This window comes from Deltaproteobacteria bacterium, from assembly GCA_021737785.1.
In the GTDB taxonomy this organism is placed as follows: domain Bacteria; phylum Desulfobacterota; class DSM-4660; order Desulfatiglandales; family Desulfatiglandaceae; genus AUK324.
In genome coordinates, this window is record JAIPDI010000019.1 from 47114 (window position 1) to 70497 (window position 23384).

General features: G+C 55.9%; 19 protein-coding genes. 12 read left to right on the plus strand and 7 right to left on the minus strand.

The features are described 5' to 3' along the window. Positions 1-120 precede the first annotated feature (120 nt). From K9N21_11040 to K9N21_11095, 12 genes are all read left to right on the plus strand, one after another. Entirely contained in the window at positions 121-1173 is a 1053-nt protein-coding gene (locus tag K9N21_11040) for a TRAP transporter substrate-binding protein (protein MCF8144443.1), read from the plus strand. A gap of 174 nt (positions 1174-1347) precedes the next feature. After that, complete coding sequence (locus K9N21_11045) at positions 1348-1818, plus strand: TRAP transporter small permease (protein MCF8144444.1); 471 nt, start codon at positions 1348-1350, stop codon at positions 1816-1818. Positions 1819-1820: 2 nt separating this feature from the next. Next, complete coding sequence (locus K9N21_11050) at positions 1821-3128, plus strand: TRAP transporter large permease (GenBank protein MCF8144445.1); 1308 nt, start codon at positions 1821-1823, stop codon at positions 3126-3128. A gap of 177 nt (positions 3129-3305) precedes the next feature. Beyond that, positions 3306-4790, plus strand: a complete 1485-nt coding sequence (locus K9N21_11055; protein MCF8144446.1) for an aldehyde dehydrogenase family protein — start codon at positions 3306-3308, stop codon at positions 4788-4790. 464 nt (positions 4791-5254) lie between these two features. After that, positions 5255-5962: a bifunctional nicotinamidase/pyrazinamidase gene (gene pncA, locus K9N21_11060; GenBank protein MCF8144447.1), complete on the plus strand. Its 708-nt coding sequence runs from the start codon at positions 5255-5257 to the stop codon at positions 5960-5962. A gap of 100 nt (positions 5963-6062) precedes the next feature. Then, on the plus strand, positions 6063-6557 hold the full coding sequence (locus tag K9N21_11065; GenBank protein ID MCF8144448.1) for a (2Fe-2S)-binding protein: 495 nt from the start codon (positions 6063-6065) through the stop codon (positions 6555-6557). Then, positions 6554-7417, plus strand: coding sequence for a xanthine dehydrogenase family protein subunit M (locus K9N21_11070; GenBank protein MCF8144449.1), 864 nt, complete (start codon positions 6554-6556; stop codon positions 7415-7417). The genes K9N21_11065 and K9N21_11070 overlap by 4 nt, the downstream gene beginning before the upstream one ends. A 14-nt stretch (positions 7418-7431) precedes the next feature. Then, positions 7432-9711, plus strand: a complete 2280-nt coding sequence (locus K9N21_11075; GenBank protein ID MCF8144450.1) for a xanthine dehydrogenase family protein molybdopterin-binding subunit — start codon at positions 7432-7434, stop codon at positions 9709-9711. A 2-nt stretch (positions 9712-9713) separates the two neighbouring features. After that, positions 9714-10904 carry an amidohydrolase family protein gene (locus K9N21_11080; protein ID MCF8144451.1) on the plus strand — a complete coding sequence of 397 codons (1191 nt, stop codon included), beginning with the start codon at positions 9714-9716 and terminating at the stop codon, positions 10902-10904. A gap of 140 nt (positions 10905-11044) precedes the next feature. Further along, positions 11045-12562, plus strand: coding sequence for a 4Fe-4S binding protein (locus tag K9N21_11085; GenBank protein MCF8144452.1), 1518 nt, complete (start codon positions 11045-11047; stop codon positions 12560-12562). Then, the gene (locus K9N21_11090; protein MCF8144453.1) at positions 12559-13461 is read left to right on the plus strand and encodes an FAD:protein FMN transferase; all 903 of its coding nucleotides are present in this window, start codon (positions 12559-12561) and stop codon (positions 13459-13461) included. Before K9N21_11085 ends, K9N21_11090 begins: the two co-directional genes overlap by 4 nt. A gap of 24 nt (positions 13462-13485) precedes the next feature. Next, complete coding sequence (locus K9N21_11095; protein MCF8144454.1) at positions 13486-14064, plus strand: amino acid synthesis family protein; 579 nt, start codon at positions 13486-13488, stop codon at positions 14062-14064. Positions 14065-14156: 92 nt separating this feature from the next. On the opposite strand, the gene K9N21_11100 is transcribed toward K9N21_11095, so the two are convergent. The 7 genes from K9N21_11100 to ligA form a co-directional block, all read right to left on the minus strand. Further along, positions 14157-14996 carry a 50S ribosomal protein L11 methyltransferase gene (locus K9N21_11100; GenBank protein ID MCF8144455.1) on the minus strand — a complete coding sequence of 280 codons (840 nt, stop codon included), beginning with the start codon at positions 14994-14996 and terminating at the stop codon, positions 14157-14159. A gap of 36 nt (positions 14997-15032) precedes the next feature. Next, on the minus strand, positions 15033-15773 hold the full coding sequence (locus K9N21_11105) for a potassium channel family protein (protein MCF8144456.1): 741 nt from the start codon (positions 15771-15773) through the stop codon (positions 15033-15035). Positions 15774-15830: 57 nt separating this feature from the next. Continuing rightward, complete coding sequence (locus K9N21_11110) at positions 15831-18404, minus strand: DNA internalization-related competence protein ComEC/Rec2 (GenBank protein ID MCF8144457.1); 2574 nt, start codon at positions 18402-18404, stop codon at positions 15831-15833. Next, the gene (murA, locus tag K9N21_11115; GenBank protein ID MCF8144458.1) at positions 18352-19614 is read right to left on the minus strand and encodes a UDP-N-acetylglucosamine 1-carboxyvinyltransferase; all 1263 of its coding nucleotides are present in this window, start codon (positions 19612-19614) and stop codon (positions 18352-18354) included. The genes K9N21_11110 and murA overlap by 53 nt, the downstream gene beginning before the upstream one ends. 326 nt (positions 19615-19940) lie before the next feature. Further along, a complete protein-coding gene (locus tag K9N21_11120; GenBank protein MCF8144459.1) occupies positions 19941-20870 on the minus strand; it encodes a hypothetical protein in 930 nt (309 codons plus the stop codon). Between the two features lie 10 nt (positions 20871-20880). Further along, the gene (locus K9N21_11125; protein MCF8144460.1) at positions 20881-21159 is read right to left on the minus strand and encodes an acylphosphatase; all 279 of its coding nucleotides are present in this window, start codon (positions 21157-21159) and stop codon (positions 20881-20883) included. A gap of 192 nt (positions 21160-21351) precedes the next feature. Then, positions 21352-23364, minus strand: a complete 2013-nt coding sequence (gene ligA / locus K9N21_11130) for an NAD-dependent DNA ligase LigA (GenBank protein ID MCF8144461.1) — start codon at positions 23362-23364, stop codon at positions 21352-21354. Positions 23365-23384 lie beyond the last annotated feature (20 nt).

Here is a 23384-nt window from a genome sequence, read left to right on the forward strand (position 1 = left end):
TGCGGCGGTTAGGTTGCCTTGGGTATTTGCAATGTCTTTTCAAAGCGTGTTATCTTGTAACAGATGTGTTGATTGGGGAAACGAGATTATTAACCACGAATCAATTAAGGAGGATTAGCGATGAAAAAAGGTTTTCTGGGCTGTCTAGTGGTTGCGCTGTTCGGTTTTTTTATCCTGCCCGCGGGGGCTCTGGCCGAATCAAAATCCAAGATGCATTTAAAATTCAGCACCTGGCATCCACCTGCAAGCAGGGAAGTCAAAACCGTGTGGCAGCCGATGCTCGAGACGCTAAAGAAGAAAAGCGACGGACGTATCACGTATACACTCTATGCCGGAGCCGCCCTCGGGGCAGGGCCGGAACACTATGATATCGTAGCCAACGGGCTGTCCGATATGGGGTACTTCACTGCGACCTGGACCCCGGGACGTTTTCCCCTGACCGATGTCCTGTCTCTGGCCACCTGGGTGGACGGTAAAGACATCGCTGTGGATATCGGAAACAAGATGTACAAGGAAGCCCTGGCAAAAGAGTTCCCCGGGGTCAAGATGATCGAGCTCAACGGATGTATTCAGGCCTTTCTGTGGACGAGAAAACCGGTAAAATCCATGGACGACTGCAAGGGGCTGAAAATCCGGTCGCCGGGTGGACACCAAACCCATTACATCAAATCTCTGGGAGCGGAACCGGTGTTCATGCCCCTCGGCGACGTCTATCTTGCGCTGGAGACCGGGACGATTGACGGCCTGGTGACCTGCCCGCCCCTGGTACTGGCGTTCAAGCTGTATGAAGTGGCCAAGTACGGCGTGGTCGCGACCTTCGGATGTGTTTCCGAGGGCGTCATCATGAATCAGAAAAGCTGGGAAAGAACCCCGGACGATCTGAAACCCATCATTAAAGAGGTTTGCGGCAATCCCTTCAGGACCACCGGCGGTCTTAACCAGGACGTCTACAAGGTCATGATGAAGGAGATCCAGGACAAGGGCGTGCAGCTCACCACCCTGACCCCGGAGCAGGAGAAAGAATGGTTTGCTGGGTTCCAGGATGTGACCAAGAAATGGGTTGCCGATCTGGAAGCAAAAGGGTTGCCGGCGAAGGATACCGTCTTGAAATATAACAAAATTTCTCAAGATCTGGGCGTCACCTGCGTCGCCTTCCCTGAGGAGTGGAAGTGATTGCAGCAGCCATCGGAATAGATCAAAGCTGAACGCGCATAGCGCATAGGATGCTCTCGTTCCCACGCTTCGGCGTGGGAACGCGCTAAAAGGCCCGCGAAAGACGCGTCTATGGTCTCTTGAGGCAGGGTTAACAAAATAGGGCACCGAGCGTCACGGAGTATGTTGACGATGATTAGAAAAATAATCCAACGCTGTACACTCTACATGAGTTATGTCGGCATGGTGTTGCTCCTCCCGATGATGCTCCTTACAAGCAGTGAGGTGATAGGCCGGGCAGTGTGGTCCCAGCCTATTCCGGGATCCATGGAGCTCTCAAGTTATATGCTGGCCGCCTTCATTCTCCTGGGCCTCGCCTACACCCAGCAAGTCAAGGGGCATGTTCGTGTCACCATGTTCGTATCCAGGCTTCCGAAAGCATGGGCGCTCATACTCGATGTGATCACCGCCCTTCTGAGTCTGTTCATCATCGCCGTGATGGCCTGGCAGGGCTGGGTCGTGGGAATTAAAGAACAGACCGTATCGGATATGCTCAGGATCCCCCAGTTTCCTTTTCGATTACTCGTTTCAGTAGGGGGGGTATTTCTCTTTCTTGAGCTTTTTCTTGAACTGACGGACACCCTGAAGAGACTTGTGAGGCGATAATGGTGGATCCAGTTGTTGTCGGCGTCATTGGAACGTGTCTGGTCTTTTTCCTTCTTTTTATCGGCATGCCCATTGCCTTTGCCATGATGTTAGTGGGGTTTTCGGGAGTCACCTATCTATCCAGTGTAAATGCCGCGCTTCCGATGCTTGGCAGGACGATCTACGAGGTCTCTTCCTATTACCCCTATACCGTGATCCCGCTCTTTATCGTCATGGGAGGATTTGCCGGAAGTTCGGGGATGACCGGGGAACTCTACAGTGCATTTGATAAATGGCTTCGAAGACTGCCCGGAGGATTGGCCATCGCCACCATCGGGGCATGTGCCGGGTTCTCGGCGGTATCAGGCTCTTCAGTGGCAACCGCTGCAGCCATGGGTACGGTTGCCCTGCCCGAAATGAAACGGTTTAATTATCATCCCCGGCTCGCCACCGGGAGCGTAGCTGCCGGCGGGACCCTGGGATTCCTTATTCCTCCCAGCATCGGGTTCATCGTTTACGGCATGCTGACGGAGCAATCCATCGGCAAGCTGCTGGTGGCCGGCATTCTTCCGGGAGCATTCCTGGCCCTGGCCTATACCCTCATCGTGATAGGTTCTGTGAAGCTCAATCCCAGCCTGGCCCCCGTGAGTTTGGAACCGGTTTCATGGCGCACGAAGTTCGCGTCGCTCATGGCAGTATGGGAACCCCTGGCTGTTTTTTTCCTGGTGATGGGTGGTATTTACGGCGGTTTTTTTACGCCCACCGAGGCCGGCGCCATCGGGGCGACCATCCTTTTCCTGATCGCATTGATCAAGAGGAAGCTGAATCGAGCAAACCTCGTGGAAGCGCTTCAGGAGTCGGTTCGGATCTCCGTGATGGTGCTCTTTCTGGTGGCCGGCGCCAATGTGTTCAGTTACTTTCTCGCCCTTTCCACCATCCCCATGAGAGTGGCCGAGTGGGTCGCCGCCCTTGAGATTTCCCCCTATCTGATCCACGCCATCATGATGGTGATCTATCTCTTTCTGGGATGTTTCCTGGATGCCATTTCCATGATGGTGCTCACGCTGCCGGTGATTTACCCGGTAATACTGGCCCTGGGGTTTGATCCGATCTGGTTCGGCGTCATTGCGGTACTCATGATGGAGGCCGGCCTGATCACCCCCCCCATGGGGCTGAACGTCTTTACGGTGGCCGGGGTGGCAAAGGATACCCCGGTGGAGACCATATTCAGGGGGGTCATCCCCTTTCTCTTTGCCATATTTGCCCTGGTGATATTGATCACCGTATTTCCCAAGATCGCACTCCTGTTGCCGGGCATGATGACGCGGTAGGGGAGAGGCCATCGGGGTCTGTTTGGGGCGCTCTCATCGGGTGAAGCAGCGGCGGACCAGGGCTTCGGCAATTATACGAACACCTTGGTCAGGCACCAAAAAGGAAGGCCGGCCGAAAAGGCACTGGCCCCTTCATGCAGTGCAAAAGACTTGAAATATATTAAGGAGGTTTATTTGATGGCAGTATTACCGGAAGTAAAAAAACATTATGGAAAACTCAAATTCCTTATCAACGGTGAGTGGATCGATTCCAAATCAACGGATATTCACGAGACCACCAATCCTGCGACAGGTGACGTAATCGCTGAATTTCCCGCCGCCACCAAAGAAGAGGCCCTCCAAGCGGTCAGGGCAGCCCACGAGGCCTTCCAGACGTGGAAGCATGTCTCCCTGAGGGACAGGGGACGCCTCCTCTTCGGCATGCATGCCAAGTTTGAAGATAACTACGAAGACATGTGTCGCATCCTGACCCAGGATCATGGAAGAACCATCGGCGAAGCAAGGGGTTCGGTGAGTCGCGTGATAGAGAACATTGAATCGGCATGCTCGGCCCTATACGGGTTACCCAAGCGAAACGAACATATCGACCAGCTCGCCAACGGGATCGACCAGTATCTGGTCTGGGAGCCGCTCGGTGCATTCCTGATCATTACGCCGGGCAATATTCCGATGCACGCGTGGTCGTCCTTTGTGCCCTATGCCATGGCTGCCGGATGTACCGTGGTGGTCAGTCCGAGCAGGCAGGACCCCGTGGCCGCTGAGACCATATCCAGAGTGGCCCAGGAGGCCGGTTTTCCTCCAGGCGTCATCAATGTGGTCCATGGCGGACGGGAGATCAACAAGCTGATTCTCGAGCAGCCGGAGATTAAGGGGGTCGGTTTCATCGGATCCAACAGGGCCGGCCATGAACTCTTCCAGACCTGCGGCAGACTCCTGAAGACCTCGTCCATCAACGGGAACGGGAAAAATGCCGTAATCATCATGCCCGATGCCGATATTGACGAATCCATTCGCTGGATGCTGAGGGCCTGTTTCGGAATGACCGGTCAGAGATGTCTCGGGGTGGACAACGTGGTCATCATCGGCGATATCTACGATGAAGTGAAAGAGAAATTCGTTGCAGCGGCCAAGGCCATGAGACTCGGTTATGGTCTTGACGAAGATGCGGAGCTGGGCCCCTATACCACCCGGGGCGGCAAGGACAAGATTCTTGATTGGATCGACCACTCCCTGCAGGAAGGCGCCAAGCTGGCCCTCGACGGAAGGGGAGTTAAGGCGGAGGGCTATCCCAACGGTTACTTCATGGCGCCGACCATTCTCGAAGATGTGAACGTGGATATGCCGATGGCCAAGGAAGAGGCCTTTGGGGCGGTTGCGGCCCTGATCAGGGGAGACAGCCTGGATCAGGCCATTGAGTGGATCAACACCAAGACCAATCTCGGTCACTCGGCCGCCATCATGACCAGCAGCATGAAAAACGCCCGAAAGCTCATTCGAGAGGCCAATGTGGGCAACGTTGCGGTAAATCTGGGGGTGGCCCAGCCCTATGCCTTCTTTCCCCTGGGTTCCCGGCGAGAATCCTTTGTTGGGTCCGCCAAATCCCGTATGGCGTCCATGCGATTGTTCATGGACGAGAAGACGGTGGTTTCCCGCTGGATATGATTTTTTCACCGTCGGCCCGCCGGCATCAATTTTCTCAGAGATTGAAAAAGGCGGTAAAGAGGTCCTCTCTATCGGTGGAATGCTTGAGGGACAAGGGCAAGACAGAAGGATGCATAGGTCTTAGCAAAGTAGAATTCTGATTTTCATGTTGCAGTTCCTGTCCTTGCCGGTCTGACCCTGAATTCATGGCGCAAAAATATACCGGTGTAGCCCTCCTGCTGGGCATACGCATAGACAGTTATTCATTTCCGCCAGTCCTTCGATGAAAGGGCTAGTCAGCAGCATCATCGGTCTCCTGCCGGCCGCTGTGGGTCAGGATATAATCACCGCTTATCCGAGGTTCGTCTTCGGGTCCAAGGACCTTCAGGCCGGCCCGGTCCTTATGGGTCTGGAAATCGTCCAAACGAACTGTTAACAAACAAAAGGGGGGATGAATCATGAATAAACTCATTCTGGTTTTTATGATGATCGTTTTTTGGGGAAGCCTGGTGTCGGTGCCTTTCACCATACCTTGCGCAGAGTGCGGTTCAGAGGGCAACATCGGTGTGATCGTCGTGGATCTGCAGGGGGATTTTACCACCCTGAAGAATGGATCCCTGGCGGTCGACGGAACCGATCAGGCCTATGTGGACGCCGTGACCAAGGCCACCAAGGACTTCAGCCGGGAAGGCTTTTTGATCTTCGGCACCCAGGACTGGCATCCCGCGGATCATGTTTCCTTCGTCACCAATCACGAGGGAAAAAAGCCCTTTGAGGCGATTCAGATCGAGGGAAGGACCCAGGTCCTCTGGCCGCCCCACTGCATTCAGGGGACGGAAAATGCCCGGGTCCTGGTGGATAACAACCTGTTCCTGGCGATTGTAAAGAAAGGGCAGGATTCCCGATATGACAGTTATTCCGGCTTTCAGGACGACGGCGGCGCCAGGACCGAGATGGACAAAATCCTCAAAAGAAACATGGTTAGAAAGGTCGTGGTGTACGGGCTCGCCACCGACTATTGTGTCAAGGCGACGGCCGTCGACGCCGCCCGGGCAGGGTTCAAGGTGATCGTTGTGGAGGACCTTTGCAGGGGGGTGGCCCCGGACACCACTAAAAAGGCCCTGGAAGAGATGAAGGCCCAGGGGATAGAGGTCCTGAAGACCGTGGACATGAAGAAAATCAAGGAATTTTAAAAAACTCCACCCTTGGGACAAGGGTGACCCTTTCCTATCGGGACCCGGCCCAAGGGGATTTTTATTTGTTCTAATATAAGAGTGAGAAAAACCGAGGGTCATGAAACCATACGCGCATATACCGATTGAATGTACAATCAACGGGAATAAGGTATCCCTGGAGGTGGAGGCGGGCGAAACCGCCCTGGAGGTGATTCGCGACCGTCTCTCACTCAAGGGGACCAAGGAGGGCTGCGGCATCGGAGAATGCGGGGCCTGCACCATCGTGGTGGATGGGAAGAGTGTAAATGCCTGTCTCATGCTCGCCGCACAACTCCACGGACGGGAGATTTTGACCGTTGAAGGCCTAGGGAAGGATGGGGATATGATTCCGCTTCAGCAGTCTTTTGTGGACCATCATGCGGTCCAGTGCGGCTTCTGTACCCCCGGGTTCCTGATGAGCAGTTATGCCTTGCTCAAGGAGAATCCCCATCCCGATCGTCCTGAAATTATTGACGCCGTTTCAGGGAATCTTTGCCGGTGCACAGGATATCAGCAAATTGTGGACGCGGTTGAGGATGCGGCAAAACACCCCCGCAGGGAAACTACCAAATGAAAAGGGATGTGGCGTATGTGAGACCGGGCACCCTGGAGGAGGCCCTTTATTTTTTGAAAGAGGAGGGGGAAAATTCCCAAATCCTCGCTGGCGGGACGGATGTCATCACAGGACTCCGATCCGGAACGGTCCGAAGCGGACTTCTTGTGGATATCTCAAGGATTCCTGAACTCAAAGGCATTGAGGAAAAAGAAGACACAATATGTATCGGTGCGGGCGTCACCCTTTCTGAGATTATGACCTCCAATGCCGTAGCCCCTGTTGCCCCTCTCCTTCAAAAAGCGGCCAGAGTCTTCGGAAGCACGCAGATCCGAAACATGGCCACCATTGGCGGCAACATCTGCAGGGCCTCACCGGCCGGGGACACCCTCCCGGTGCTGTACGCCCATGAGGCGCAATTGGAATTGATCTCGTCCTCCTCGTTGCGGAGGATGTTGCTCAGCGACTTCATCCGGGGTCCCGGAGAAACCCTATTGGGGGCCGGAGAACTTTTGCGGGGAATCCGGCTTAAAAAGGTCCCCGAGTTCTGTGTACATCAATTCGAGAAGGTGGGAAACCGAAAGGTCCTGGCAGTCTCAATCGTGAGCCTGGCAGCCCTCCTTAGCCTGGACCATACGGGGATTATCGAAGGTGCGCGTCTGGCATGGGGGAGTGTGGCCCCCACCGTGGTCAGATCTACACAGGTGGAACAATTTCTGACAGGTAAACCGCTTACTGCCAAGACCCTCAATGAGACCTTTCCCCTGGTACAGGAGGCGATCTCTCCCATCGATGATATTCGTGCGAGCGCCGTCTATAGAAGGAGGGTCGCGGCCGGCCTTCTTTTTCGCCTGTTAAAGGATCGGGAGCCGCGGGATTGAAGACCGGGTGTCATATGAAAGAAGAAATGAAAAACATCGGAAAAAATATCGCCCGTCGCGGTGCGATTGAGAGATTGAAGGGAACGCCCATCTTTTGCGCAGACCTGAAACTCGAAAATCCCCTTACCCTGAAGGTCCTGAGGAGCACCCGTGCCCATGCGCGAATCATACATTTGGGTGTGGAAAAGGCTGCCAGGTTAGAGGGTGTTGTCAGGATCTTCACGGCAGCGGACATACCGGGAAAAAACCTCACCGGCATCATCAATAAGGACCATCCCCTTCTGGTCCCGGACAAGGTGCGCCATGTGGGGGACGCCATCGCGCTGGTGGCGGCCGAAAGCGAGGAAGCGGCCGAAAACGCCCTACATGCCATTGCGGTGACCTATGAGGACCTTCCTGTTGTTTACGACCCGGAAGAGGCCTTAAAGCAAGACGCCCCCAGGATACATGAAAACGGGAATCTTCTCTTTACGAGGAAGATAAAGAGGGGAGATATTGACCAGGCCTTTGATCGATGTGAAGTTGTCGTGGAGAAGGTTTACAGGACCTCCCTTCTGGAACATACGTATCTGGAACCCGATGCCGGGGCCGGGTATGTGGAAAAAGACGGGACCCTGGCCATCTTCTCGTCCACCCAGAATCCGCATTACGACCACAGTGAGGTGGTCTCTCTCCTGGGGCTGGAGGACGGAAAGGTTCGGATCATCCAGGCGGCCACGGGTGGCGGGTTTGGCTCCAAACTGGACCTGAATACCCAGGGTTACATCGGGCTCGCCCTCTATTATCTGCAGCGACCTGTTCGGCATGTATACAGCCGCGAAGAGGTCTTTTTGGCCACGGCCAAGAGGCACCCCCTCATCATCCGCATGAAGACCGGCGCGGACAGAGAGGGGAGGCTCCTGGCCATGAAGACGCGCATTATCTGCGACACAGGTGCTTACGGCTCTTACGGCATCGCCGTCGCCTCCCGGGCCGCGGTCCATGCCCAAGGCCCCTATGACATCGAAACCGTCGATGTGGAGGCGCACTGCGTCTATACCAACAATCCCCTTGCAGGGGCCATGCGGGGGTTCGGTGCGCCTCAAATGGCCTTTGCCTTTGAATCCCAGATGGATCTCCTGGCAGAAAAGCTTCAGATGAGTCCCTTTGATATCAGGCGCCTCAATGCCCTGAAAAATGGATCCAGGACCGGAACGGGACAGGAATTGACGGCGAGTGTGGGGATCGGAGAGTGTCTGGATGCGGTTCACCCCTATTATGCCGAGGCACTGGAAGCGTGGCGGACAGCCCCGACCCCGCCTTTCCAGAAGCGGGGGGTCGGTCTCGGGGCCATGTGGTACGGGATCGGGAATACCGGGGTTCAGAACCCCTCCACGGCCCAGATCGAGGTGGACCTGGAGGGAAGGGTCACCCTCTATACCGGGTGCGCGGATATCGGCCAGGGTTCCACTACGGTCCTTTCTCAGATCGCCGGGGAGACGCTGGGATTGTCCGCGGACGTCATCAGAACCGTTGTAGGGGATACGGGCTTGACGTCCAATGCGGGGGCCACGTCCGCAAGCCGGCAGACCTATATTTCTGGAAACGCGGTCAAGGACGCGGCAGACCAGCTGGCGGACATGCTCTTGACTGAGGGCGTGGATCTGCTCAAGGTTCCCAAGGAGTCGCTGGTCCTGGATTCCGGGCAGATCCGGGATGTAGATGATCCGAAAAAGAGCATCCCCCTGGTGAAGGCGGTCAAACGTGCCCACAGGAAAGGCCTTCCCTTGAAATGGCAGGGATACTTCGATCCGGTCACCGAACCGCTGGACCCTGAAACAGGTCAGGGCGTGCCCTATGCCACCTATGCCTTTGCATGCCATCTTGTTGAGGTGACCGTGGACGTCTATACGGGCGAAGTGGCGGTCAACCGGGTGGTTGCGGCACACGACGTGGGCAAGGCCATCTACCCCGAAGGCGTGATCGGCCAGATCTGCGGAGGGGTGGCCATGGGAATCGGCTTTGCCCTCATGGAGGAATGTGTCCCCGGAAAAACGTCGTCTATTAACGATTACAGTATCCCCACGTGCAGCGATATGCCCGAGGTCATCCCGATCATCGTGGAGTCCCCGGAACCCACAGGGCCGTATGGCGCAAAGGGTGTCGGAGAGCCCGCCCTGATTCCCACTGCCCCGGCCGTCCTGAACGCCATTGCCGATGCCCTGGGAGAACGGATTTACACCCTTCCCGGGAATCTGGAACGGGTCCTGAATGCAGCTGTTACGGCAGGACAATTAGACAATAAGGAGGTTTAATAATGTCAGGCGTTACTCTGAAAAACATCGGAACCATTGTGAGCGGCGATATCTCAAGGCCCTTTCTCGAAGGCAATGCCATCGCCATCGAGGACGGCAAAATCAAGGATATCGGCATGGTTGATGATCTTGGCACTAAGAAGGGCGACATGGTCATCGATTGTGCAGGGGCCACTGTAACCCCGGGTCTCATCGACTCCCATTGCCATGTGATCCTTGGGGACTTCACCTCTCGCCAGAATCAGATGGGCTTTATCGAAAGCGAGCTGCATGGCGGGGTCACCACGCTGATTTCCGCCGGAGAGGTCCACCTGCAGGGGAGACCCAAGGATCCGGCGGGAACCAAGGTCCTGGCGATCCTGGCGGCCAAGGCCTGGGCAAATTTCAGACCCGGAGGGGCCAAGGTCCTTGGCGGGGCCGTGATCCTGGAGAAAGGTCTTGTCAAACAGGATTTCGAGGAAATGGCCCGGGAAGGGGTGCGTGTGGTGGGTGAAATCGGACTCGGAAGCGTCAAACAGCCCGAGGATGCCGCACCCATGGTCGAGTGGGCCAGAGAGGCGGGGATGACCGTGATGATGCATACCGGGGGAACGTCCATTCCGGGGAGCAGTACGGTCACCGCGGAACAGGTGATCAAAACCAATCCCCATATCGCCTCCCATGTCAACGGCGGTCCCACGGCCGTTGCCATCGAGGAGGTGGAGAGACTGGTCAATGAAACAAAACTCGCGATTGAGATCGTTCACTGCGGCAATCCCAAGGTGGCCGTCGAAGCCGCAAATATTTGCATAAAGGCCGGGGCCCTGGACCGCATGATCATCGGAAACGACGCCCCATCAGGGACGGGGGTGATCCCCCTGGGTATTCTGCGGGTGATCAACCACCTGGCGAGTCTGACCCCGATCAAGGCCGAAGAGGCCATTTGCATGGCGACCGGGAACACGGCACGTATCTACAAGCTGAACCGAGGCATCCTTGAGCAAGGGAAGGAGGCGGACCTCCTCATCATGGACGCCCCGATGGGGTCGGTGGGAGAAAACGCCCTGGCCGCTATTGAAGCGGGCGATGTCCCGGGGGTCGCCATGATCCTGGTGGATGGGAAAATCGTTGTTTCTACCAGCAGGAATACGCCGCCCCCCAAGCGGAAACCCACCGTGACCAGGAACTTCGGCGGGCCCGCGATTGAAGAATGATCCAAGGTGGCACAACCACAACCAAGAAATAACTCACACAAAGACACAGCACCACAAAGAGACAGAAAAGGGTTTCCATGACTCGTACCCTGTAACTCCGAACTTTAACAAACAGTAACGAGCAACCAGAGACGTTTCAGATGAAAGTGGACCTGGAAAAATGTATCGGCTGCGGGTATTGCGTACGGGATTGTCCTGTGGGCGCGGTTCACCTGTCCAAAAAAAAGGCCGTCATCGACGAGACCTGCACCCAGTGCGGGGCCTGTCTCAAGGTATGCGAGCAGGGGGCACTGTCCAGGGAGTCCAGGATCCCCGAACATGCGGTCATTTGCGATGCCTGCCCCATCAACTGCCAGATCAGACCCGGGATGATCGGCGCATGCCATCGGTACAGAAATGTCGAGGGAGAACTCCTTCGGGTCACCCCCCTTCATACCTGGCAGGATGTGGAAGACGTCGTGGGTCCGGACCCGGCCGAGCCCATCAGGAGGCCCTTGATCACCGCCATTGGATCGGGGACGACCTATCCGGACTGCAAGCCCGCACCATATATTGTCAGGGGCAAACAGAAAGGCGTTGACGTGGTAACGGTGGTGACCGAGGCCCCTCTGAGTTACAGCGGCATTCTGGTCAAGGTCGATACGGATATTCCGGTGGGCGAAGAAGGGGCGGATGTCCTCCTTGGGAAAAGAAAGGTGGGGATGGTGACCACCGAGCAGTACGGCTCCAAGATGCTCTCCATCGGCGGGGTCAACCTCCTCACTGAAAAGGACGGGCTGGCGGTGGCCAGGACCATCACGGATATTGCCAATAAAAAACCGGTGAAAATGAGGGTGAAGGGGGGGGCAAGGCTGGAACTGCAGGTCGGTCAGACCCCGGTCATCAACGGCATGCGTCCCGACAATATGAGGGTCGGCTGCGGGAGCGCCACCCTGGGTCTTTTCGCCCCGCTTCTCGTGGCAGCCGCCGATGAGGTCATTATCCTCGACCCTCATATCACCAGCCTGATGAGCGAACACGCGGCCGGCAGGTTTGTTGGGGCCAGACCTTCCGGGATCAGACTCCGTTTCAGAATGAGCACACCCGGACGATATTTCGGGGACCATGGGAGCGGTTGGGGCGGCACATCCATCATGAACCCCCTGGAGGTAATCTCGGGTCTGGATCAGGACGTGGCCAGGACAGGGATGCGTGTCTTGATCACGGAGACCACGGGCCGTAATGGAAGGCTCTTTGAACTGGATGAGGGGGGGACGTTCCAGGAGGTGCCCCTCACCGGGGCCAGTAGGGAGGCACTCGATGCCATTTCGTCCACATGTGAACCCTCCAGGGTTTCCGCCGTATATATGGGAGGTACGGGAGGAAGCGCAAGGGCCGGGGTTACCCGCTATCCGGTCAAGTTGACCCGTGCCGTTCATTCCGCCAAGGCCAGTCTCACGGTGGGCGGGGCCCCCACCTATGTCCTGCCCGGCGGCGGGATCAACTTCATGGTGGACGTGGAGAGGGTTAAGGGAGGCTTTTTCTATTGGACGCCTACCCCTGCAACGATCTGCCCTGTGGAATACACGATGGATTTAAGAGATTACCAGGAGATGGGCGGCCATCTCGAAGCGATGAAGCCCTTTGCCGTCAAGGGTCCTCGGATGGTTGTAGATTGACCGAATATACCGAGGCCCGGCAAATCCTCCGAGTCCTGCAGGGCGGTGATGTCATGGCCGAATGGGGTCCCATGAGGCTGGTCATCTCATCTTTTGTAGGAAAGGTTCCCCAACCAGAGATGAGCGTGGATGCGGCCCGATACGCCTTCTCAGCCCTGGACAAGATCGGCCGGCGGCGGGAAATCCTGAGTCGCGCCTGTGCAGAGCTCCCGCATCGGCTCGAGGAACCCCTGGCCGTGGAAATGGTCTGCAGCGTCCTGGCAGTGGGGGATGCGGACCTGACCCCCATGGCCGCTGTGGCAGGGACCATTGCCGATGCAGTGGCCGATTACCTGGCCGATCGGGGGATGACAAAGGCGATCGTCAATAACGGAGGGGATATCGCCGTTCGGCTTCGGGGGGAGGGATCGGTAACCGTGGGGATCCGTCAGGATGTAAGGCGCCATGAATTTTCCCATGTGCTCCGGCTCGAATCCGAGCGCACCTCCTGGGGGGTGGCCACCAGCGGCCTGGGCGGTCGGAGCCTGACCAGAGGCATCGCCTCGGCCGCCACCGTGATCGCCCATAAGGCTTCCGTCGCCGATGCAGCGGCCACGGCTGTGGGCAATGCGAGTTTTGTGGAGGATGTGCAGGTGATCCAGGAGGATGCAGAGAAGATCGATCCCGCTACCGATATACCCGGCATCGCCGTCACCTGTAAGATCGGGCCTTTGAATGAAGAGACGAAATCCCTTTCATTGCAACGGGCGCTGGAAAGGTCGGCGGAATTGGTGGAAAGAAAGATCATCCTGGGTTCATGTGTCGTGGTTGACGGCAAGATCGGGATGACTGATTATTTCAGAAAATGCCTGATCCATGGATCCCCGGATAAGAGGACATCGTTTGCTGCAAAATCTTAAATCACACAACAGGAGGGAATTGGAATGGAAGTCAGAAAATACGTGACCATTGTCGAAGAAATCCTATCCGAAGGGGGTCGCCCCATGACGCCTCCCGGCAAGAGGGCGGCTGCCGTTGCGGTTATCAAGAACCCCTTTGCCGGCACATATGAAGAAGACCTGACCCCTTTGATGGATATCGGGGAGGCCCTCGGAGGGATTCTCGGCAAGATGGCCGTGGAGGCCCTGGGGATCAAACCGGAAGCGGCTGAAGGGTACGGCAAGGGTGCCATTGTGGGCGAGAACGGCGAGAGGGAACACGCAGGGGCCATCCTTCATCCCAAACTGGGGAAACCCTTTCGTGACGCAGTGGGCGGGGGCAAGGCCCTCATTCCGTCAGCCAAAAAGATCGGCGGCATGGGCACGGAAATCGATGTGCCCACCCACTACAAGGACGCGGCCTTTGTTCGGAGCCACTTCGATGCCATGGCAATCCGAATCGACGATGCCCCTAAAGCGGATGAGATCGTCGTCGCCCTTGTGGTGACCGATTGCGGCAGGCCCCATCCCAGAATCGGGGGCTTGAAGATGGAAGAGGCAAAGAAGGAAGACGGACTCAAGTAGTCAGTGGCTGAACCCGTTGAGACGTGAATTCCGGTGCGGGAAGCCAGAGGCCGCCCACACCGGAATTCCGTGACCCACCCTCCATCATACGATTATCGACCCGCCAAGACCGTGTACCAGGTCATATCATGGTCCCACTCACGAACCGGATCAAACCCAAATTCCTTCAATCTGACAATAATGTCCCGGTACTGGCTCCGCATCAGGCCTGAGATAATCAGCCTCGCACTTCTATGGAATGCCTTCTGCTCCAGAAGCTGTTTGATCACCTCATAATGGATGTTGGCGACGATCAGGTCCGCGGGGTCGTCTGCCACATCCTCCGCCCTCGCTTCCATCACACGGATAACCCCCAAAAGGTCATTCAACTCCACGTTCCGGGCTGCGGTCTTGACGCAGAGAGGGTTCAAATCGACAGCCAATACCTTTCGAGCCCCCAGCCGGGCGGCTGCCAGGGCCAGGATGCCCGTGCCGGTCCCCAGATCGAGCACCCGCCCTAAAGGGGTCTTTCCGGCCACGAGGGAGAGGGCCTTTAAACAGGCCTGTGTGGTGGGGTGATGACAGTTGCCGAAAACCACCCCCGGGTCCAGGAGGATCGTCATGAGACCTTGCTGCGGATCCGTTTCCAGCCATGGCGGCACAATCAGAAACGGGTCGATCGTGAGGGGATCGAGACCCCCGCCCTGCCACGCTTCATAGGAGAAATGAAACACATCATCCAATTCCAGAACCGGCCGGGCGGCCAACAGCCGGGTGATCCGGCTGCGAGAAGGTTTGGAAAAAAAGAGAAAAGAACTCCCCTCTTCCACCCAGTTTCCAAGAAAACCGCTGCCGAGGAGGGCCTCATCGTCGGCCCTCAACACCCCTTTGATTAGATAGATATACAGGTCCTTGCAGGGCGGGAGATTTGGCTTGGGGAGCGCTTGCGTCATGGCCTGCCTTCATTATAGAAGATGGTGCCCGTCACGTCATTCCGGGTCTTTTCCCGATGACTGAGAGATGCGAATGGCCACAAGGGTCGCGATGTTGACGGCCAGATACATCTGCCCCATGACGGCCTCCAGGATGGAGAGGGATCTGGCCTGGTTGGTCATGGGGACAATGTCGCCATATCCGGTTGTGGATAAGGTGACAAAGCTATAATATATCAAGTTTTCCAGATTTAGATTGGCGGCGGCCTCTGAGACGAAAGAACCGGGTCGAAGCGTTTCAACCAGGGAAAAAACAAAGGCCCACATGAGCCCGATGAGGAGATAGCCGCAGATAGCTCCGCGGATGAGGTCTGCCGTGACCCGTTTCTCTTTGAACAGGTGGGTCACGATGGTGACGGTGGCAAAGGCAAAAAAGATGATCCCAAACACCACGTCGATCAAATGAAGGACCTGGACTTCAAAGAAAAAGTGTACCCAGTGCGCCAAGAAGGCCGGGACAGCCGTTAAAACGCCAAAAACAAGTGGCCCCCTTCGCTCCCCCACTGCATAAATCGCGGACAAGAGAACGATGGACAGAAAGATGTCAAGGAAAAAGCTGATCCTGACGAATTCTTCTGTTAATGGATAGAGGATAAACAGAAGCATGAATGCGATCAGCGTGAACAGGAAGCGGCGGGTCTTGAACCACTCGTTGAGGGAATGGAATCTGTCTGCCATACCGAATTGATGATGGTCGATGAATGTTTGTCGATCGAAGAAATTCTTGAAAACAACCAAGCCCCGGAGTCCCCTTTTCGAAGACACCACCTATGGTTTCAAATCACAGGAGAGCTCTCAACGGTAAGGCCGTTTGGACTGATCTCTTATACCATCTCTCTCTTTTCCAGAAAAGGGATTTTTGGACGGATGTCTGCCGCCTAAGAAGGTCCTGACCTTGACCTGGTCATGACCCACCGTCACGGTGACGGCCCCTGACAGCGGAATGCGGTGGATTTGGCATCCCATCTTGCGGAGCCTCTCAAGGACAGCCGGATGGGGAAAATGGCGGGCCTTTCTTTCGCCTGAAGAGATGATACAGAGACGAGGCTTCACCAATCTCAGAAATTTCTCGGAGCTGGAAGTCTTGCTCCCGTGATGGGGCGACAGGAGGATATGGCTCTGGATCATCGGACCTGCACGGGCGATCAAGGCCTCCTCACCGGCCTTTTCCAGGTCTCCTGGAAAGAGAAAGGACGTATCTCCACTGGTAATCTTGAGGACAAGAGAGTTGTTGTTGAGCTGCTTGCCGTCGTCCTTGACCCGCACAACAGGGCCATCCGGATCGGGATGGAGGACCTGGACACGCACGCCGTTTATCTGAATCTCGCCCCTCAGGTCAGCAGGGAGCACCTTCCGGATTTTCCGAGCATCGACAATCGCCATGAGGTCCTTGTAGCCTTGGGTTTCCACCTGGTCTCCATTATGCCAGAATTCCTTTGGGTGAAAAGATCCGGCAATGAAACGGAGACCGTTCATATGGTCTGCCTGGGGGTGGCTCAGGACCAGGTAATCGACCCGCAGGATCTTTGAATGCCACAGATAGGGGGCTACGACCATCTCTCCCACGTCAAAGCGTCCGCTCGCAAATCCCCCGCCGTCGATAAGCATCTTTTTCCCGCCGGGGAACGAGACAAGGGCGGCGTTCCCCTTTCCCACATCTAAAAAGGTCACCTGAAGGTCTTTGTTGAACCGGACGGCATGTACCCAGTAGGCGATATCGCCCAGGGTCAGAACGGCAACCACCACAAGGCCCGTCCTTGCCCATTTGCAACGCTTGAAGAAAAAGGCGAAAAAGAGGAAGAGGTAAAAGATGAGTATCTCAAAGAGATTCGGAGTGATTGTCCAAATGTTCGACCAGGGGAGGTCGGCCCAGAATTGGATAATGGACATCCATATGTCGAGTCCCCATGACGCAATCTGGAGCAAGCGCCCGGCGATCTCTGCGGAAATGGGAACAATGACAGCGGAAAGGAGGCCCAGCGGAATGAGCCATATCCCTAATATGGGAACGGTGGTGAGGTTGGCAGGGACAGACACCAGGGAAATCCGGTGGAAATAATGGGAGGTGACAGGAAGGAGGAAGAAGGCCGCGGCCGCGCTCATTGCGGTGAGCCCTATGAAATAGTCGAGCAGGCGGTTGCGTGAAGGGGCTTTCGCAGGGAAGGTGTTCACCGGAAGGTGGAGCCGGTTCAGTATGGCCGGGGTCAGCCACAGGATGCCGATCACGGCCATGAAGGAGAGTTGAAAGGAGACGCTGAAGAGGGCGTTGGGGTCGAAGAGGAGGATAATGAGCCCGGCCAGGCTCAGGGTGGACCAGACCTCCCGTTCACGCCCCAGGATAAGGGACCCCAAAAACGCCAGGACCATGATCATGGCCCTCTGGCTGGAGACCTGGAAACCTGCAAGAAGGGTGTAGCAGATGACAGGGAGACACGTCAACAGGGCGGCGAGTTTCCGCACATCTACGCTGAGGGTCAGCCGGTAGGAGCGGAAAAGGAACCACTTAAAGAGAAAAAAGGCCGCGCCGGCCACCAGGCCGATGTGGAGCCCGGACACTGCCAGGAGGTGACCCAGCCCGGTCTGGTTGAAAGGATCTCTCAGCTCCGTAGAAATCCCCTGTCGTTCACCCAGAATCAGGGCGCGGAGGAGGGCGTTGTTGCGTGGACTCAGGCGCTCACGGAAGAATTCCCTGATCGGCCGCTGGAGCCTTTCCACCGTTTCTCGAAAAAAGGGAAGGCGGCCGGGTCCCAACCGTAGAATCCGTGTCCCTTCGGAGACATTGGCCGCGCACGTAAGGCCCTTTAATTTCATAGCCCCTTCGTAGTCGTAATTTCCCGGATTGTTGAAATTTCTGAAAAGGCGCAGGCGTGCCGGGAAACGAATCCGGTCGCCCGGGTGAAGCTCGGGGAGATTCCGATACACGGTGACCGCGATCTGTTCATCCAGGGGAACAGTCTCTTCAGGAAGACAGAGGGCCGTAGCGTAAAGTGCAAACCGTCCGATTCTGTCGTCGATGACCTTGACCGGATCGCGAACCGTCCCCTCGATCAGCGCCTTTCCGTTCCGGGTCGCCAGAGGGATCAGCCGGGAGGGGGCGGGGTTCCCCTGCATCATCAGGGCGCCGGAAAAAAAGAATACAAAAAGGAGGCAATACCCCCTCAGGCGGGGAGGGTAAAAAAGAAACGAAATAAGAGATGTGATGATGGAAAAAAAGAGGCCGGCGATGAGAATGTGGTGGTGCAAGGGGATTTCATGGGCCGCCAGGATGCCCCCGGCAAATGATATGGCCATGGGTATGAGCGGGCGATGAAACAGGCTACCCGCTTTCTCGCCATATGGCGGCCCCCAATCCGCTGAATTTCTTTTCAATGGCCTCGTATCCCCTGTCCAGATGATAGATCCGGTGTACCTCGGTCCTCCCCCCTTCGGCGACCAGTCCGGCCAGGACGAGGGACGCACTGGCCCTGAGATCGGTTGCCATAACCGGAGCGGAAAAGAGCCGTTCTTTTCCCTTGACCAGGGCCTGACTCCCGTTGGTTTCGATATCTGCGCCCATGCGCTGCAGTTCGCTGACGTGAATAAATCGGTTCTCAAAGACGGTTTCCCGGATCATGCTCCACCCATCGGCAACGGCCATGAGGGTCATGAACTGGGCCTGGAGATCCGTAGGGAAACCAGGATAGGGCATGGTCTGGATGTCAACACTCTGAATGCGGTCAGGCCCCCGTATGGTCATGCAACGATCCCCTGCGTCGACGTCCGCACCGGCCAGTCTCAGCTTTTCGACAAGGGAGGTCAGGTGGCCGGGCAGGCAGGCATCGATGGTGATGTTTCCTCCGGTAATGGCCGCTCCGATCATAAAGGTCCCTGCCTCGATCCTGTCGGGTATGATCTCGTGTTGGCAGGGCCTCAGGTGATCCACCCCCTGAATGACAACGGTATCTGTCCCGTCCCCCTGGATGTCCGCGCCCATGGACCGGAGCATATCGGCCAGATCCTGAACCTCAGGTTCATTGGCCGCATTTTTGAGAATGGTCCGGCCCCGGGCCGTAACCGCGGCCATCATGATATTCTCAGTACCGGTGACCGTGGGGATGTCAAAAAAGATGTTCGCGCCGTTTAAACGGTTTGCCCGGGCATTGATATACCCATGCTCCAAATAGATATCAGCCCCCATGGCCACCAGGGCCTTGAGATGAAGATTGACGGGCCGGGCCCCGATGGCGCACCCGCCGGGTAGAGAGATCCTGGCCCTGCCGCACCGGGCCAGGAGCGGTCCCAATAGGAGGATGGATGCCCGCATGGTCTTGACCAGTTCATAGGGGGCCTCATAGCCTGTCAGATTGCCTGAATCCACCTCGAGGGCGCCCTCCTCCCCTTCTTGCCTGAATACCGTGCCCAGATCCGACATGATTTGCTGGATGGTCCGAATGTCTCTCAATTGGGGGATCCGTGTCAGTCGATGCCAGCCACCTGTCAGGAGACAGGCAGCCATCACCGGAAGGGCCGCATTTTTGGCGCCGCTGATGCTGACAGCGCCCTTCAGGGGAGTTCCCCCTTCAATAACGATCTTGTCCATGGTAACCGCTTTTGGATTTAGAATCTTTGGTTAAAATTTCTCTGGACCATGCGGAGAAGTTGGTGCCTTATCGGTAAGCGCTCGGAAAACTGCCGGGAGTTGCACCCATACCTTTTTGGCTGCGGTCGTCAGGCCGCCTTAGACTCTTTGTCTGTAACTTTTCTGCAACGTGCGAAGAAGTTTGCCCGTGGGGGTCCATAGGAAACCTGTTTGGTTGCGGCAGTCAGGCCGCCTTAGGCATTTAAGAATTCAGGGATTCAAGAATTGAGCGATTAAGAAGGATTATTCATGCAATTTCTTGATTCCTCAATTCCATAATTCTTATATCATGGTATAAACCTGACGAACTGCTTGGGTTCAAAAGGACCTCCGGAAACAGGCTCGGCCAGGGCGTGGGATTCCATTACGGAGTTGACCTTGATCACGCCGATTTTTTCTCCAAAAAGATAAATCGGTCGTCCGCTGCCGGAAGGGACAGATTTCCCCTGGGCGAAGACCTCGAACAATTTTCCCGGTTCAAGCCCCACTTCCTTTCCCGCATTGATCATGATAGCGTTATTCTCCACTGCCAGGACGTTTCCTGTCCAGGGTTGCTGGTGCAGCTCTCTGATCACTATTTCAGCCAATTCTTGTATCATCTCAGGGTACGATTTTGTTGACACCTCATTGATGAAGGCCTTTTCATCCAGATCCTCTGCCTCATCCAGGGCCACGGGAAACTCCTCCAATTCCACATGGGTCAACAGGAGGGTCTTGCTTGCAGTGTCGATGATGTTGACGGCCATGGAAATCCCATAAAACTTCCGCCACTTGTCAAAGGGCCATATCCCGGTCTTCCGAATGCTGATCTCTACCGGATTCAATACCCCGATGATAAGATCGTTCATTCCCAGACTCTGGGCGAAATCCACTAGACTTGAATGAGTGACCACTCCGAATTGGGGGGATTCCATGGCCAGGGATGAAAACATGCCGTCCGGGGGCTCATTGACCAGGAGGTGGGGAGATGCCTTCAATAAATCATAGAACCGCCGGCTGTACTGGCCCGTTATCTGGGGTCCAAGATCTGCCTGGTCCACAAGGGGAAAGACCATGACACGCTGTTTAAGATTGGGTTGCTCCGGCAGAATCTTTCTGGCCCAGGATTCGGGAAGGACCTTCCGTGTCAGGGATGCCGTAGTACTGCAGCCCGAAACAGCAATGAAAAGAGGCACAAAGATCAATAAAAGTAATTGTGAAAACCGTCTGATCCGCACGTATTTCCTCCTAAAAAACAATGTCAAAAGAGTCAAACTCGCCCTGCCAGGTCTCCTGCTCCTTGGAAATGCCGGTCACTCTGGCGGCAGGGGGACCTTTCCGGCACCAGGAAACCAGTCTGTTGACATCTTGTTCAGGCCCTTCGATCAGGACCTCCACGGCCCCGTCCGGCCGGTTTTTTACCCATCCGGTCAGCCCCAGTGATGCAGCCTCCCGCCGGGTGGACTCCCTGAACCACACGCCTTGAACCCGGCCTTCAATGATGAGGCGCATCCTGGTGTTATTCATCGTCACATCTCCTGGGACAATGCCTCGCGCAACAGCGCCAAGCCTTCAAGACTACAATTTTGATCGACAACACCAATAAACCCAAGTCTCACACAAAGGTACAAAGACACAAGGAAATTATCTAAACGGATGTTTCTGTTTACAATAAATCTCTCGTGCAGTTTCTTAATTCCCGAACCCCTTGACTCCCGGTCAAGCATTCAGCAGTGCCAGGAATGCATCTTCATCCAGGGTCGGGATCCCCATATCCTGGGCCGCTTTGAGTTTGGATCCGGGGGAGGCGCCCACTACCAGGTAATCAATGCCGCTCCCCACAGAGGAGGCGACTCTCCCGCCTTTGCTCGAGATGATCTCTTTGGCCTCTGAACGCTTTAACGAGGAAAGTGTACCGGTGATGACAAAAGTCTTCCCCGCAACCGCTGAGACCGGGGGAAGGGAGGGGGCTTCCAGTTCTATTCCCGTCTTCAGGAGCCTGTCAAGTCTCTCTTTGTTGCGAGGGTCATCAAAATAGGTAATGACGCTCTCGGCGATCTGGGGACCTATTCCGTCGATGGCCAGGAGTTCTTGCTCTGTTGCGTGGATAAGAGGTTCAATCCCTCCGAAATGTCTGGCTAAAATGCTGGCGATGAATTCCCCCACATGCCGTATTCCGAGGGCGTAAATAAACCTGGCCAATGTGGCCTTTTTGCTTTTTGCTATGGCTGTCAGGAGGTTGCCTGCTGATTTTTCCTTTATCTTGTCCAATTTGAGCAGATCGTCAAGGGTGAGGGTATACAGATCGGCTTCTTCCTGGATCAGCCCCTTCTCGATCAACTTAATTAAGATCTTTTCCCCAAGTCCGTCAATATCCATGGCGCCTTTGGAAACAAAATGTCTGAAAGACCCCTTTACCTGGGCCGGGCAGTTCGGGTTGGGGCATCTCAACACCACCTCTCCCCCTTTTTTTACAACATCTGCGCCGCATGCCGGACATTGAGAGGGCATGATGAATCTTTTTTCCCGGCCGGTCCGCAAGGACCGGATCGATTTGACGACTTCGGGGATAACGTCGCCTGCGCGCTGGACAATGACCCTGTCCCCTTCCCGGATATCCTTTTTTTCAATCTCCTCCTGGTTATGGAGCGTTGCCCTTCTCACAAGTACGCCGGCCACTTCAACCGGCTCCAGGTGGGCCACCGGCGTCAAGGCGCCGGTGCGCCCCACCTGAACATCAATCTTGAGAAGCGTCGTGGTCTCCTGACTCGCCTTGAATTTATAGGCCGTGGCCCATCTGGGGCTTCTTGATTTCTCTCCTAAACGGGCCTGCAGATCCAACCGGTTTACCTTGATCACCGCACCGTCGATTTCATATGGAAAACGGAACCGGATTTCTTCCAGATGACCGCAGTAGTCTATGACCTCCGGCGGGTCCTCACAGATGCGGGTATATGGCCGATTGACCCGGAGGCCCCATTCCTGAAGTTGAAGCATGCGCTCGTACTGGGTTTCGCCGGGTATCCCATCAACGGTCCCGACGCCATAACAGAACATATGGAGAGGCCTTTTTGCCGTTACCTTCGGATCGAGCTGTCGCAGAGAACCGGCGGCCGCATTCCTCGGATTGGCAAAGGGCAAGAGCCCCTTGGCGACCCGCTCCCGGTTCAGAGTTGCAAAAGGTTCCAGTTCTATGTAGACCTCGCCTCTCACCTCCAGAAGATCAGGGAACGGCGGTCCGTCCTTCTTTTTTGTCAGGGTCAAGGGGATGTCCAAAATGGTCTTGATATTGAGCGTGACGTTCTCGCCCACAAAGCCGTCTCCCCGAGTCGAGGCCACCTTGAGAGCGCCCTTTTCATATACCAGTTCCACGGCCAGGCCGTCGATCTTGGGCTCCACCGTATACTGGATGGGGGAATCGTCCTGCAAGAACCGTTTCACCCGCGCGTCAAATTCCCTGATTTCCTGGTCGCTGAAGGCATTTTCCAGGCTCAGCATGGGGGTCCGATGTCTTACATCGGAAAAGGTCTCGAGGGGTTCCGCCCCCACCTTCTGTGTGGGCGAATCAGGGGTTACCAGTTCAGGCCGCTGCTGTTCCAGATCGACGAGACGTCTGAAGAGCCGGTCATATTCGGCGTCGGAGATCTCAGGGTCGTCGAGAACATGGTATCGATGGTTGTGATATCGGAGCTTCTCCCGAAGGGCTTCGATTTCTTTTTCCACGCTGGTCATTATCACGATCCTGTCACCAG